The following is a 12,937-nucleotide window of genomic DNA, read 5'->3' on the forward strand; positions in this document are numbered from 1 at the left end:
GAATCCATCGACATCCCGTTTCCGTTTGACTATAATAAGTGTGTGAAGCATTGAACTTGGGGAAAGAGGGATGAACATGGCGGAAATTCGCATACGCAATACGAATGAACGCATCTCGGGCGAAGAGAATGTGAAGGCTTTTCTGGATCGGCAGGAAGTGCTCTACGAGCATTGGAATCCGGACAAGCTTCCGGCTGAGCTGCAAAATAAGTTCGTTCTGACCGACGACGAGAAAAATAAAATTTTGGAGACGTTCGATGCGGAGATCCGCGACTTGGCCAAGCGGCGCGGGTACAAAACGTGGGACATCGTCGCATTGTCCGATGCAACCCCGAATCTGGAGGAACTGCTGAAAAAATTCGAGCAGGTGCATACCCATACGGAGGACGAAGTTCGCGCCATCACAGCCGGCAAAGGCATCTTTGTCATCAAAGGCAGCGACGACGTGGGCTATTTCGACGTCGAGCTGGAGGCCGGCGACGTCATCTCCGTGCCGGAGAACAAACCGCACTTCTTCACGCTGATGGAGAATCGCCAAATCGTCGCTGTGCGGCTGTTCATCGAAACGGAAGGCTGGATCGCCCATCCGTTCGACGACCCGGCGTTTCAGAAGGCGTAACGAAAATATACTGCGTCCTGTATGACAGCAGAATTTTTCATATGCTTTGCTACGCGGAGGACCGCCCGATATGGGCGGTCCTTTTAGGCTTGCTGATTCGGCGGTATTCACACGCTGAATTTTCATTACCGCAGGTAACGACCGATGACGAAGGAATCGCTTGTCATTGGCGTCGATCTTATAATTGCTCAATAATGCCTTGAATATCGCGAAGGCTGGCGATTTCAAAGGAAGGAACGATTTCGTCGGTGCGGCTGATTCCATGGCGGTTTATCCACATATTGCGCATGCCGACGCCGTTCGAGCCCAAAATATCGGTAGTCAGCTTGTCCCCGATCATGACGCCTTCGTCCGGCCCGATCTTCAGCAGCTCCATCGCATGGCGGAAAATCGAAGCGGCCGGCTTGCCTTCCCCGAACTCGCCGGAAATGATGATATGATCGAAATACGGCGCCAGCTGCGGCACGCCTGCCAGCTTCTCCTTCTGCAGGTCCGGCGAACCGTTGGTCAGCAGCAGCAGCCGGTACTTGCCCTTAAGCTGCTCCAGCACCTCGAACGTCTCCTCATAGACGATCGGGCGGCTGCGCCTTTCCGCCGGGAACCGCTCGCCAAGCTCGTACCCGAGCTCCGGATCGTCAATACCGAGCGCCTTTAAGCCGCGGGTCCACGATGCGGTGCGGTACTCGGGCGCGAGCGCCTCCAGCTTGCGAAAAGACGGGTGCTCCCCTTGGCTGAAGCGGGCCCACAAGCCTTCGAACGGATTGATGCCGATCATCTTCGTAAACGGAAACGTCTCGAACGATTCGTACAACGCTCTCGCCTCCCGGCGAACAGCCTGCTCCAGCTCAGCCGGATCGATGGCAGCATAGCGCTCCGCCGCCGCCCGGCAGGTAGCCTCGAACGCTTCCTTGACGCTGCGCTCGTCCCACAGCAGCGTATCGTCCAGATCAAACAGTACGGCTTGAATTCCCATGTTATCCTCTCTCCTCATCTGTCGGCGTGAACTACTTTTCGCTGTATGCGATGGAGTGCCGGTCGGCAAACACCTTCAGGCTTTCGCCCGCCTCCGCAACCGGGAACAAATGATACTGCTTCGTGAATACCCAGCGGCTGTTTTTCGGTTTCAAGGTGATGACGACGGCATCCTTGCTCACTTCGATGCTCCCGATCTGCGACGCTTCCATCGTCCGGTCGCCGCCAAACCGCCGCGAAGTGAGCGCCTGACGCCCGATTTTCAAATACGGCCGGCGTCCGTAAAAAATGAGAACGGCCAGCAGCAGATAGCTCGCTCCCGTAACCCAATACATCGCATCGGACCCGGCTTGTCCGCGAAAGGCAATAAAGCAGAAGACGCCGGTCATGACAAGCAGCATCGGAAAAAACCAGCTTCGTCCGCGATAGACGACCGCCCCGTCCTCTGCGGCCGCTTCATGAATGGTCGGTTTTCCCGTTTTTTTACGGTAATTGTTGACCGCTTTCGTATTTCTGCGAACCATGCGTTCCCACTTGCGCGACATGTCTCAAACCCCTCGCATCGATGATTTCCTTAATCCTTGTCCACCAGCTTGATATTGTCCAGCTGCGAACGGAGCGAAGCCCTGAACGCGTCGATATACTTCCGGCGAAGCAGGCTTTGCTCTTCCTTCTCCGCCGCTGTCAGCCCTTCGCTCTTGGCTTTGCGCGCCAGCTCGTTGATCCGCCGCACGCTTGCTTCGTGATCGCTTTCGTTCATGTCAATCCTCCTGTCTTCAGTAACAAATATACTTTGACATCCCGATGTTCTGTTGTCAAGCATTTGAGACCCGGCAGCCGCCATTCTCCGGTCGATTCGCTATCCAGCGAACATGCCCCCGCAATGAGGCGACTGTTCGCAGCTTGTTCCGATGATTTTCGGGGGAGCTGCCATTTCCGTTAGCCCCGTAATTGCTCAGCATCCTTTCCTGTAAAACAAAAAAACCTCCGTTTTCCCGCCGCTTGCCGAACGATTCACGGCTCGGAATTCGCCCTGCGGGAAACAAAGGAATAATAGAGTGAAGCCGATATGGATAGGACAAAACGATGAAAACCGCTATAGATTATCGATACGCATCAATCCGGCAGCAGCAGCTTCTGGCCTTCGTAGATGGTAGCTGAGCGCAAACCGTTGATCCGTTGCATCTCGTAAACGTATTTCCGCAGGTCTCTGCTTTCCCCTGCATGCTCGGCTGCAATGCTCCACAGGCTGTCGCCGACTTCTACATAAACATAGGCAGGCTCGCCAGCCTTGTGTTCCGACGCCTGGACGCCGCGTTCGCCGAACAGATGCGTGACGAAAGCGCAAAAGAACATCACCATGACGAGAGACAAAGCAAGCAGCATCAACCGATCGTATGTTCGCTTATTATTATTGTTTTGACGGCGGAGTCTTCCAGCTTGTTCGGCTTGTTCGGCGCTTCTGCCGGACGTATGGTTTGTCGCGTCATAATTGGCGTGGGATTTCGCAAGCAATGCAGTGTTCTGGAACACGATGCACAACCTCCAAACGTTTGTTCTGGTATTTAAAATAACACGAACAAACGTTTGTGTCAATCCTTATTTCGAACTTATGTTTGTGCGAACTCCGGTTCTGTGTTATACTTTTCAGTAATGAATTACCAATAACGGAGTGATGTTCATGCGGAAGATTTCCAATCGCCAGCAAGCGATTCTGGAATTTATTAAGAACGAAGTCAGAGACAAAGGATATCCCCCCTCCGTTCGCGAGATCGGCGAAGCGGTAGGCCTCGCCTCCAGCTCGACCGTGCATGGCCATCTTGAGCGTCTGGAGAAGAAAGGCTTGATCCGGCGGGACCCGACCAAGCCGCGCGCGATCGAGATTACCGACGGGACGGCCGGCGACAACGGCGCCTATTCCGTCTCCATAGCCCGCGTGCCGCTCATCGGCCGCGTCACGGCGGGCATGCCGATCACGGCAACCGAGAATATCGAGGATTACTTTCCTTTGCCAAGCCATTTTGTCGGCGACCATACGGTGTTCATGCTCAGCGTCGTCGGCGAGAGCATGATCAACGCGGGCATTCACAACGGCGATTATGTCATCGTCCGCCAGCAGCAGACGGCGAACAACGGCGACATTGTCGTGGCGATGACGGCCGACGATGAAGCGACCGTGAAGCGTTTCTATAAAGAGAAGGATCACATTCGCCTGCAGCCGGAGAACGAGACGATGGAACCGCTTCGCCTGAAGCATGTGACGATCCTCGGCAAAGTCATCGGCGTCTTCCGCGACATCCATTAATGAATTTAAAGCGTATGCCGGAATATATCCCCTCTCCCCTGTTCGCGCCTGCGCGGGGAGTTTTTTTAAGAAATATTGCACAAACAAAGAAAGCCATGAACCGGCATTGCGCCGTATTCATGGCTTTTTCGTTGTACTTTAGGATCAGTACAGCGTCATATACTGGTCCCGCTCCCAGTTGTGCACTTGCGTGCGGTAGATATCCCACTCGATCTCCTTAAGCTCGACAAAATGGGCGAGCGCATGTTCGCCGAGCGCGTCGCAAATGACATCGTCGCGCAGCAGCTCGTCAATCGCCTGCTTGAGATCGACGGGCAAACTCGGAATGCCCTGCTCCTCGCGCTCTTCGTCGGTCATAATATAAATGTTGCGGTCGGTAGGCGGCGGCAGTGTCATCTTGTGCTTGATGCCGTCGAGGCCCGCCTTCAGCATGACGGCCAGCGCCAGATACGGGTTGGCTGCCGGGTCCGGATTGCGCACCTCCACGCGAGTGCTGAGGCCGCGGGACGCCGGGATGCGGATCATCGGGCTGCGGTTGCTGGCCGACCAGGCTACGTAGCACGGCGCCTCGTAACCGGGCACCAGACGCTTGTAGGAGTTGACCGTCGGGTTCGTCACGGCCGCGAACGCGCGGGCGTGCTTCAGGATGCCGGCCATGTAGTGGCGCGCCGCCGCGCTCAGGCCGAGCTTGTCATTCTCATCGTAGAAGACGTTCTCCTTGCCGCTGAAGAGCGATTGATGGCAATGCATGCCGGAGCCGTTCACGCCGAACAGCGGCTTCGGCATGAAGGTAGCGTGCAGCCCGTGCTGACGGGCTATCGTCTTCACGACCAGCTTGAACGTTTGAATCTGATCGGCTGCTTTAATGGCATCCGCATATTTGAAGTCGATCTCGTGCTGCCCCGGAGCTACCTCATGGTGAGACGCTTCGATCTCGAAGCCCATCTCCTCCAGCGTCAGCACGATCTCGCGGCGGCAGTTCTCGCCGAGGTCGGTCGGCGCCAGGTCGAAGTAGCCGCCCTGATCGTTCAGCTCCAGCGTCGGGCTGCCCTTCTCGTCCGTCTTGAACAGGAAGAACTCCGGCTCCGGCCCGACGTTCATCGCCGTATAGCCCATCTCCTCCGCTTCCTTCAGCACCCTCTTGAGAATGCCGCGGGGATCGCCGGGGAACGGGCGGCCGTCCGGCAAGTAAACGTCGCAGATCAGCCGTGCGACACGGTCTTCCGTGACCCATGGGAAAATAACCCAAGTATCGAGGTCGGGGTATAAGTACATATCGGATTCTTCGATGCGCACATAGCCTTCAATCGAGGAACCGTCGAACATCATCTTGTTGTCGAGGGCCTTCTCCAGCTGGCTGACCGGAATCTCCACATTCTTGATCGTACCGAGCAGGTCGGTGAACTGCAGACGAATAAATCTCACGTTTTGTTCCCGGGCGATACGCAAAATGTCATCTTTCGTAAAGCTTTTGTCCGTCACGAAATATTCCTCCTTAAAGTCATAGGATAACATTATGTAACAATAATACGGAGACTGCCACTTGTCCGTAAGCGGTACCAAAGGGCAGCCTCTGGCAGAGAATTACTTGTTGAAAAACCGGGACAGCTCGCCTTGAATCAGGGACACTTGACCGGGACGGCGCACGCCGAGCAGCTGCTGCTTGAGCATCTTGTGCAGCTGCGAATCGGTCAGCTCGCGGCGCTTCACTTCGCTCTGCTCGTTGAAGATGGTGGCATCCTCGGAATCTTTGGATACCGGGAGCAGCACTTGCTTGATGCCCGCGATATTGACGCCCTTCTCGATCAAGTCCTTGATCTGCAGCAGGCGTTCAACGTCATTGAACGAATACATCCGTTGATTGCCGCCGGTTCTGGCCGGAATAACCAGCTCATGCTGTTCATAGTAACGAATCTGGCGCGCAGTCAGATCCGTCAGCTTCATCACGATGCCGATCGGAAAAAGCGCCATGTTTCTGCGGATATCATCACCCATGATTCATCAACTCCTTGCTTGTGAACCCTTACTCGTATTGTAACCTTCATACATAAACTTGTCAAGTTATGTTAGGTTTATGCTATAAGAGCCACTCGACAAGGCCGCGATCCGCCATATTCCGAACCGCTGTCATCACCGCCAGCTTGCAGTGGGAATACGTCAGTCCCCCTTGCATATATGCCGTATAGGGCTCGCGGATCGGCGCGTCGGCCGACAGCTCCAGACTGCCGCCCTGAACGAACGTGCCGGCGGCCATAATAACCGGATGCTCGTAGCCCGGCATGTCCCACGGCTCGGGCACGACATGCGAGTCGACTGCTGCAGCCTGCTGAATGCCCTGCACGAAGGCGATGAGATGATCCGCCGCGGTGAAGCGGATCGCCTGAATCAGATCCGTGCGGGAATCGTTCCACTGCGGATGGGTGACGAAGCCGAGCCGCTCGAAGACGGCGGCGGCGAAAACCGCCCCTTTCACGGCTTGTCCAACGAGATGAGGCGCCAGGAAGAAACCTTGGAACATCGGGCGCAGCGTATCGAGCATGGCGCCGACCTCCCCGCCTAATCCCGGGGCGGTCAGGCGGTACGAGGCCAGCTCCACCAGCTCGCGGCGGCCGGCGATGTATCCGCCGGTGGGAGCCAGGCCCCCGCCCGGGTTTTTGATCAGCGAGCCGGCCATCAGATCGACGCCCGCTTCCGTCGGCTCCTTAAGTTCGGTGAACTCCCCGTAGCAGTTGTCGACAAAGACAATGACATCCGGCTTGATCTCTTTGACAAACCGCGTTAGCTGCCCGATCTGATCCACCGTCAGCGACGGGCGCCAAGAGTAGCCCCTGGAGCGCTGAATCCCGACGACCCTGGTGCTGGGCGCGATGGCGGAGGCGATCGCCTCGTAATCGGGAGAGCCGTCCTCCAGCAGCGCCACCTCACGGTATCCGACGCCCCAGTCCCGCAGCGAGCCCTTGCCGTCGCCCGGCTCCCCGATCACCTTGTGCAGCGTGTCGTACGGGCGGCCGGTCAGCATCAGCAGCTCGTCGCCGGGACGGAGCACACCGAACAGAGCGGTGCCGATCGTATGCGTGCCGGAAACAAAATGCGGCCGCACCAGGGCGGCCTCCGCGCCGAACACGTCCGCGTAGACGAGATCGAGCACCTCGCGCCCGCGGTCGTTATAGCCGTAGCCGGTCGAGCCGGCAAAATGAAAATCGCTGACCTTGTGCTGTTGAAACGCGCGAATAACCTTCCATTGGTTCCGATCGACGATCCGGTCGATCTGCTTCAGCCGGTCCTCCGCCAAAGCCTCCGCTTCCTCCATCAAGCCCATGATCCGTTCATCAAACATGGTCCGAACTCTCTCCCCTGTGCATTCCTTCGGCGGCATGCGACATAGCGTAAGCCGCCAGCATATGGCCGATCTTCTCATATTCTTTGTTGTTAATGCGCACGGTCAGCAGCATATCGCTGCCCTCGACCGCGCTGTCGACGACTTCCCCGATGCGGTAAGCGACCGAGATCATGTCCCCTCTGTCCGCAGGAATGCGGAACGAACGATTGCCGCCCGTCATCCTTTCCTCGATCGCCTGCTTGACCCGCAGCAGGTCTTCGTCGTTATACGCCGATATGCGCAGGCTTGGGCCTTCCGCTGTCAGCATCTCCACGCGGCCCGCGGGCACCGCATCCGCCTTGTTGAACAGCGTAATGCGCTCTTTCCCGTGGGCGCCGAGCTCCTTCAGCACCGAATCGACCACCTTCATCTGCACATCCATCATCGGGGACGAGCAATTCACGACGTGCAAAATCAGATCGGCCTCGCACACCTCCTCCAGCGTCGCCCGGAAAGCCGCGACGAGATCGTGAGGCAGGTTCTGGATGAAGCCGACCGTATCCGTCAGCAGGATATCCTGCCCGCCGGGCAGTCGCAAGCTGCGGGAGGTAGGGTCCAGCGTCGCGAACAGCTGATTCTCGACATAGACATCCGCGCTCGTCAATTGCCGCAAAAGGGTCGATTTGCCGGCGTTCGTATAGCCGACCAGCGCGACCTGGTATACCCCGCTCTTCTTTCTGCGCTCGCGGTGCAGCGTGCGGTGTCTCAGCACCTCCTGCAGCTGCCGCTTAAGCTCGGAGATGCGGCCGCGGATATGGCGCCGGTCCGTCTCGAGCTTACTCTCCCCCGGCCCCCTCGTCCCAATGCCGCCGCCAAGCCGCGACAAGTTTTTGCCGTGGCCGGACAGCCGCGGCAGCAGGTAGCTCAGCTGCGCCAGCTCCACCTGGATGATGCCTTCCCGCGTCTTGGCGCGCTGGGCGAAAATATCGAGAATGAGCTGGGTGCGGTCGATGATCTTGACGTCGAGAAACTGCTCCAGGTTGCGCACCTGGGCGCCGGACAGCTCCTGGTCGAAGATGGCCGTGTTCGCCTCGCGCGCCTCGATCAGCCGCTTCAGCTCCTCCGCCTTGCCTTTGCCGATAAACCAGCGGTAATCCTGATACTCTTTGTGCTGGGTAAGCGTGTCAAGCACCTCGACGCCGGCCGTTTCGGCCAGGCGGACCAGCTCGGCCAGCGATTGCTCGGGATCGTAATCGTCCTGCCGCTTCAGCTGCGGCGTGACAAGACTGACCAGCACGGCGCGGTCGCAGGCATCAGGTTGAATGTCATGCAAGTGATTTTTCATCGATTTCAATGGTACTCCTTTGGCTTAAGGAATATAGGCATCCTTGACCGGCTTCCGGTCAAGCTTCACGTCCTCCGGCCGGATCGTCATCAGCTCGTTGCGGCTCGGATGGGCGATCCCTTGATTGAGCAGGCGCACGGCATGGTTGCGCATCGCCTTCTCGATCAGATTGCGCACGAACCGGGCATTGCTGAACGAAACCTCCAGATTATTTTTCTCGTTCACAATCAGCTGGCGAATTTTCATCTCCGTCGCCGGCGTCAGCGTATATTCGCGTTCCCTGATCATCATCTCGGCGATCTGCATCAGCTCATCAACTGTGTAATCGGGAAAATCGAGCTGGATCGGAAACCGCGACGGCAGCCCGGGATTCGTCTGCAGGAACAGCTCCATTTCCTCGGAATAGCCCGCCAGAATCAGGATGAACTGGTTTTTATGATCCTCCATCGCCTTGACCAGCGTGTCGATCGCTTCCTTGCCGAAATCTTTCTCCCCGCCGCGGGCCAGGCTGTACGCCTCGTCGATGAACAGCACGCCGCCGAGCGCCTTCTTGACCATCTCCCTCGTCTTCAGCGCCGTATGTCCTATGTATTCGCCGACCAGATCGGCCCGCTCCACCTCGACCAGGTGCCCCTTGCTCAGCACGCCCATCGTTTGCAGCAGCTTGGCGAGAATGCGCGCGACCGTCGTTTTGCCGGTGCCGGGATTGCCCTTGAACACCATGTGGTACACCTGCGTATTCGCCATCAGGCCGGCCTCGGCGCGCATGCCGGCTATGCGCAGCAGCGCGTAGATTTCGAAGGCCAGCTCCTTGACGTTGTCCAATCCGACCATGCGGTCCAATTCCTTCATGATTTCCGCGAATTGCCCCTGCTGGGACTGCGGCTTGCCGGCGACGCTCGGTTCGGCCGGGGCCGTCTGCGCGGCGGAGTCGTGACTGCGCAGCACCACGCTGATTTGCCTGTCGTTTTTAGTGATCCGGATCGGTTCCGACGGCTGCGAACGACCGCTCATGCGTATCACCTCTTTGCTTGGTGTTAGAGTATACGCAGCAGCCCAACGGATTGTGTCAGTTTTCTTGCGGTCTGCAATCCATTGTAGCTTTTCCGGGGCAATATTTCAAAATAACAATTCGTTATAAAAATTTTAGCGGGCTCCTCGCTGCGCTGCGCCGCCTATGCCCGGTTCAGCCCGGCGAGCACCTTGTCCAGCGGCCGCGCCGCCATCGAGTCGAGCCACGCCGGGCCTGGCGTCGGCGCCCTGCATCAGCTGCTCGTAGATCGCTCTTCTCCGCGCTCTCACTGCCGTTTTATCGATAGCGAAGCCAGGGCACTGCTCCAGGTGCGCATAGGGATTGAAGGAGCCCGGGGCGGCGCCGATGCATCGCCCCCACCCCTCCATCGTCAGCTCCGCGCCGTGTTCTTGAAACACCTGGACGAAAGACTGAAATTCCGGCGTTTCCGTATCCAGAATCAAGCCGTCAAAATCGAAAACAGCCGCCTTGATCATAGGCCGCCTTCCTTATCCCGCTCATCGATTGCCGCAGGTCTCGGCGCGGATTCTACGATGATGCGCTGGCTGGCAAAAGGGACCCCGCACCGCGGACAATATACTGCCGTAAGCGGGGCCGAGGCTCCGCAGCGGCATACCTGCTGCTGGCGCAGCTGCCGCATCTTCTCCTCCAACGCCTGAATCTCCGCTTCGATCGCTTCGTTCTCCTTCGACAGCCTGCTGATGAGCGGTTCGGCAGAGGGCAGGTTCCGCGACTGGTAGGCTCTGTACACCGCTTCGCCGATTTTTGTCAAATTGGCTTCCAGGTGCTTCTTCTTGCTGTGCACCCGGGCAGCCAGCTTCGTCAGCTCGACAGCCTGCTGGGCTTTATCCGCGGCAACGGCCGCGCCTTGCTTGATCATATCAATCATCCGCATAACCGGTCCCCTCCTCATAAAAGCATGGCATCGGTCGTCGTCAAAGCGTCTGTATTCTTCCATCCTGTGCTCATGCGGCCGTCAGCCAGGCGGCCTTTTGTCCGTCATTTCGCCGTCCTCCGGCGAATGGCCGCTACCCTTTCTTACGGATTGCAGCGTAGAAAGTTCCGGGACCTGCAGCCTGCGGCTCTTGGGAATGCCGATGCGCTGCGCGCCGTAAATGCCGGTATGCCCGGACAATAAATAGCTGACGAGACAGGCGATGAACCAATATTCCGCCCCCACCGCCCCGAACAATTCCACGCCCAGGATGAAGCAGGCGAGCGGCGTATTGGTCGCGCCGCAAAACACCGCCACCATCCCGAGCGCCGCCAGGAACGGAGCGCTCACATCGAGCGCGCTGCCGAGGGTGTGGCCAAGCAGCGCTCCGATGACGAACAGCGGCGTAACTTCTCCTCCCTGAAAGCCGGCGCCAAGCGTGACGGAGGTAAATACAAGCTTCCACAAAAATGCAAACGGCGAAACATTCCCGTCTACCGCGAACGCTTCATCCAGCAAAGGGAGGCCGAGGCCCAAATAATTGCGCGTGCCGGCCGCGAAGACGAGGCCGATGATTAGCAGCCCGCCGGCGGCGCTCCTTATGGCCGCATTCCCGATTAACCGGGCGAACCCTCTCTTGAGCGCATGGGTCAGCTCGCTGAACGCGAGGCTGGCGAGCCCGAACAGCGCCGAGGCGATGACGATCTTAAGCAGCAATCCGGGGGAAAAGGCGGGAACGTCCCCGATGGACCAGTGCTGATGAGGCACGCCCCACAGCCGCGTCGTCGTCAGATGGCCGGAATAGGCCGCGATGAAGCATGGCATTAACGCCTCATACCGGACCAGCCCGATGACGGCGACCTCAAGGGCGAACACGGTGCCGGCCAGCGGCGTGCCGAAGACGGAGCCGAAGCCTGCGGCGATGCCGCACATCAGCAGGATGCGGCGGTCCGCCGCGTCGGCCTTCACGCTGCGGGCAATCCAGTCCGCCAAGCTGCCGCCCATCTGCACCGCGGTCCCTTCCCGTCCGGCCGAACCCCCGAACAAATGGGTCGCGATCGTGCCACCCAGCACGAGCGGCGCCATGCGCAGCGGAATGCGTCCGTCGCCGCGCTGAATTTGCGCGAGGATGAGGTTGTTCCCCTGCAAGCTCTCCTTTCCGTATTTGCCATAAACCCAGCTTACCGCCGCTCCGCCGGCCGGCAGCAAGTACATTAGCCAGGCATGCGTCCGCTGCATCTCCGTCGCCCAGCCAAGGGCAGTCAAAAACAGGGCGGACGCCGTTCCGGCGGCGAGCCCGACCAGCCCGCCGAGCCAGATCCATTTCAGCAAAGCGCCGAGCAGCGCCGCATGCGGCAAGCCGGCGAACGAACGGCGCCTTGAATCTTTATCGCTCTTCATATATTTATGCCGTACCTTCCGCAATCCGTCTCATTCCGCAAAAAACAAACTCCTACCAGCGACAACATTAGTTACTGGTAGGAGTCATCAGCCATGTGGCAATTCAGGCGAACTCCATCGCCTTTACAGCCTTATTGTAACGAATCGCCGTCTTCACGTCAAATGCGAATTCCGAGCGGCCGCCGCGCAAATTTTACGTGCAAAAGCCGGATCGAATGTGACGGCTGCGGCATGTATGTACGAGCCTTGGGTATCCATATCTCAAGCAGGTGCGGGATGAACGGGCAAGGAGCCCCGCGCGCAGCGTTCGATATTGACGTGCGAGCGAAGATCGGGTCAGGTGGGGCCGCACGCGGTAACGGGTCCGGTTCCTCCGAAGACGCGAAGCCGCCCGGCTGCTGGCAGCGGGACGGCTTTGCGCGCGGTCGCCGATCGCCGCGCCATCGCGCCATGACGCCGCCCTTCAGGCTGAAGGGCGGCTAGCCGGCAGCTTCAAGCCTGCTCCGGCAACACGAGATAGCCTTGGGCGATGGACCAGTAGAATAGTACCATGGCCAGCGCGAACAGCGCGATCCACAGCGTCCCCTGCGCCTTTTTTCCTTGAAAGAAAAGAACGAACGCCACGCTGAACAGCGCTCCCAAGACAACCAGGCACAGCATTAAAATGATGGTGGCCAAAAACGATTCGACTCCTCTCTCGCTTCTTCTCCCTATAGTATACAAGCCGGACGCCCGTTCCGCAAAATAATAAGAAAAAAAGCGGCCTTCCCGCCTTCTCGGGAAGACCGCAAGCTATGCGGTTATTTCTTTTGCTCCGCTTCCGCCCGGGGCTTGTCCTCGTCCCCGCCTATCAGGCCTCTGGTCGCGCCCTTGAATTCGCTGAGCGTGCGGCCGACCGCCCGGCCGAGCTCGGGCAGCTTGGAAGGCCCGAACAGCAGCAGCGTAATGACCAAAATCAATATGAGTCCGGATATTCCAATATTTCCGATTGGCATGATGCCATTGCTCC

16 protein-coding genes and 1 riboswitch are annotated in these 12,937 nt (G+C 58.3%); of the genes, 2 read left to right on the forward strand and 14 right to left on the reverse strand.

Annotation, left to right across the window (positions count from 1 at the left end):
- Positions 1-76 precede the first annotated feature (76 nt).
- Entirely contained in the window at positions 77-619 is a 543-nt protein-coding gene (locus F591_RS0108370; protein WP_019534145.1) for a 1,2-dihydroxy-3-keto-5-methylthiopentene dioxygenase, read from the forward strand.
- 178 nt (positions 620-797) lie between these two features.
- Here F591_RS0108370 and F591_RS0108375 read toward each other — a convergent pair whose 3' ends face one another.
- The 4 genes from F591_RS0108375 to F591_RS32675 all read right to left on the reverse strand — a co-directional run bounded on the left by F591_RS0108375 (position 798) and on the right by F591_RS32675 (position 3,124).
- Positions 798-1,592 (reverse strand): HAD family hydrolase, encoded by a 795-nt coding sequence (locus F591_RS0108375; protein WP_019534146.1) that lies wholly within the window; start codon positions 1,590-1,592, stop codon positions 798-800.
- Positions 1,593-1,623: 31 nt separating this feature from the next.
- A complete protein-coding gene (locus F591_RS0108380) occupies positions 1,624-2,136 on the reverse strand; it encodes a hypothetical protein (protein WP_019534147.1) in 513 nt (170 codons plus the stop codon).
- 29 nt (positions 2,137-2,165) lie between these two features.
- Positions 2,166-2,351 carry a DUF896 domain-containing protein gene (locus tag F591_RS0108385; RefSeq protein WP_019534148.1) on the reverse strand — a complete coding sequence of 62 codons (186 nt, stop codon included), beginning with the start codon at positions 2,349-2,351 and terminating at the stop codon, positions 2,166-2,168.
- A gap of 356 nt (positions 2,352-2,707) precedes the next feature.
- Entirely contained in the window at positions 2,708-3,124 is a 417-nt protein-coding gene (locus tag F591_RS32675) for a LysM peptidoglycan-binding domain-containing protein (RefSeq protein ID WP_019534149.1), read from the reverse strand.
- A 148-nt stretch (positions 3,125-3,272) separates the two neighbouring features.
- Between F591_RS32675 and lexA the strand changes: the two genes are divergently transcribed.
- Positions 3,273-3,896: a transcriptional repressor LexA gene (lexA, locus tag F591_RS0108395; protein ID WP_019534150.1), complete on the forward strand. Its 624-nt coding sequence runs from the start codon at positions 3,273-3,275 to the stop codon at positions 3,894-3,896.
- A 144-nt stretch (positions 3,897-4,040) separates the two neighbouring features.
- Here lexA and glnA read toward each other — a convergent pair whose 3' ends face one another.
- The 10 genes from glnA to tatA form a co-directional block, all read right to left on the reverse strand.
- The gene (glnA, locus tag F591_RS0108400; protein ID WP_019534151.1) at positions 4,041-5,378 is read right to left on the reverse strand and encodes a type I glutamate--ammonia ligase; all 1,338 of its coding nucleotides are present in this window, start codon (positions 5,376-5,378) and stop codon (positions 4,041-4,043) included.
- Between the two features lie 102 nt (positions 5,379-5,480).
- Positions 5,481-5,891 (reverse strand): MerR family transcriptional regulator, encoded by a 411-nt coding sequence (locus F591_RS0108405; protein WP_019534152.1) that lies wholly within the window; start codon positions 5,889-5,891, stop codon positions 5,481-5,483.
- 82 nt (positions 5,892-5,973) lie between these two features.
- Positions 5,974-7,233: a methionine gamma-lyase family protein gene (locus F591_RS0108410; protein ID WP_019534153.1), complete on the reverse strand. Its 1,260-nt coding sequence runs from the start codon at positions 7,231-7,233 to the stop codon at positions 5,974-5,976.
- Positions 7,226-8,560, reverse strand: coding sequence for a GTPase HflX (gene hflX, locus F591_RS0108415; protein ID WP_019534154.1), 1,335 nt, complete (start codon positions 8,558-8,560; stop codon positions 7,226-7,228). Before hflX ends, F591_RS0108410 begins: the two co-directional genes overlap by 8 nt.
- A 24-nt stretch (positions 8,561-8,584) precedes the next feature.
- On the reverse strand, positions 8,585-9,574 hold the full coding sequence (locus F591_RS0108420) for an AAA family ATPase (protein WP_019534155.1): 990 nt from the start codon (positions 9,572-9,574) through the stop codon (positions 8,585-8,587).
- A 132-nt stretch (positions 9,575-9,706) separates the two neighbouring features.
- Positions 9,707-10,069, reverse strand: a complete 363-nt coding sequence (locus tag F591_RS27635) for an HAD family hydrolase (protein ID WP_019534156.1) — start codon at positions 10,067-10,069, stop codon at positions 9,707-9,709.
- Positions 10,066-10,488 carry a hypothetical protein gene (locus tag F591_RS27640; protein ID WP_019534157.1) on the reverse strand — a complete coding sequence of 141 codons (423 nt, stop codon included), beginning with the start codon at positions 10,486-10,488 and terminating at the stop codon, positions 10,066-10,068. The genes F591_RS27635 and F591_RS27640 overlap by 4 nt, the downstream gene beginning before the upstream one ends.
- 81 nt (positions 10,489-10,569) lie before the next feature.
- The gene (locus tag F591_RS0108435) at positions 10,570-11,928 is read right to left on the reverse strand and encodes a voltage-gated chloride channel family protein (RefSeq protein ID WP_019534158.1); all 1,359 of its coding nucleotides are present in this window, start codon (positions 11,926-11,928) and stop codon (positions 10,570-10,572) included.
- 71 nt (positions 11,929-11,999) lie between these two features.
- Positions 12,000-12,059: riboswitch (Fluoride riboswitch) on the reverse strand.
- A 361-nt stretch (positions 12,060-12,420) separates the two neighbouring features.
- Positions 12,421-12,606: a hypothetical protein gene (locus F591_RS0108440; protein ID WP_019534160.1), complete on the reverse strand. Its 186-nt coding sequence runs from the start codon at positions 12,604-12,606 to the stop codon at positions 12,421-12,423.
- Positions 12,607-12,728: 122 nt separating this feature from the next.
- Positions 12,729-12,923: a twin-arginine translocase TatA/TatE family subunit gene (tatA, locus tag F591_RS0108445; RefSeq protein ID WP_019534161.1), complete on the reverse strand. Its 195-nt coding sequence runs from the start codon at positions 12,921-12,923 to the stop codon at positions 12,729-12,731.
- Positions 12,924-12,937 lie beyond the last annotated feature (14 nt).

Origin of the sequence: Paenibacillus ginsengihumi DSM 21568, assembly GCF_000380965.1 — a bacterium.
In the GTDB taxonomy this organism is placed as follows: Bacteria; Bacillota; Bacilli; order Paenibacillales; family NBRC-103111; genus Paenibacillus_G; species Paenibacillus_G ginsengihumi.

Coding starts and splice junctions, on each gene's coding strand:
- F591_RS0108435 (WP_019534158.1), bottom strand. CDS start 11,928: ATGAAGAGCGATAAAGATTCAAGGCGCCGTTCGTTCGCCGGCTTGCCG.
- F591_RS0108405 (WP_019534152.1), bottom strand. CDS start 5,891: ATGGGTGATGATATCCGCAGAAACATGGCGCTTTTTCCGATCGGCATC.
- F591_RS0108410 (WP_019534153.1), bottom strand. CDS start 7,233: ATGTTTGATGAACGGATCATGGGCTTGATGGAGGAAGCGGAGGCTTTG.
- tatA (WP_019534161.1), bottom strand. CDS start 12,923: ATGCCAATCGGAAATATTGGAATATCCGGACTCATATTGATTTTGGTC.
- F591_RS0108385 (WP_019534148.1), bottom strand. CDS start 2,351: ATGAACGAAAGCGATCACGAAGCAAGCGTGCGGCGGATCAACGAGCTG.
- lexA (WP_019534150.1), top strand. CDS start 3,273: ATGCGGAAGATTTCCAATCGCCAGCAAGCGATTCTGGAATTTATTAAG.
- F591_RS0108420 (WP_019534155.1), bottom strand. CDS start 9,574: ATGAGCGGTCGTTCGCAGCCGTCGGAACCGATCCGGATCACTAAAAAC.
- F591_RS27640 (WP_019534157.1), bottom strand. CDS start 10,488: ATGCGGATGATTGATATGATCAAGCAAGGCGCGGCCGTTGCCGCGGAT.
- F591_RS27635 (WP_019534156.1), bottom strand. CDS start 10,069: ATGATCAAGGCGGCTGTTTTCGATTTTGACGGCTTGATTCTGGATACG.
- F591_RS0108370 (WP_019534145.1), top strand. CDS start 77: ATGGCGGAAATTCGCATACGCAATACGAATGAACGCATCTCGGGCGAA.
- hflX (WP_019534154.1), bottom strand. CDS start 8,560: ATGAAAAATCACTTGCATGACATTCAACCTGATGCCTGCGACCGCGCC.
- F591_RS0108380 (WP_019534147.1), bottom strand. CDS start 2,136: ATGTCGCGCAAGTGGGAACGCATGGTTCGCAGAAATACGAAAGCGGTC.
- F591_RS0108375 (WP_019534146.1), bottom strand. CDS start 1,592: ATGGGAATTCAAGCCGTACTGTTTGATCTGGACGATACGCTGCTGTGG.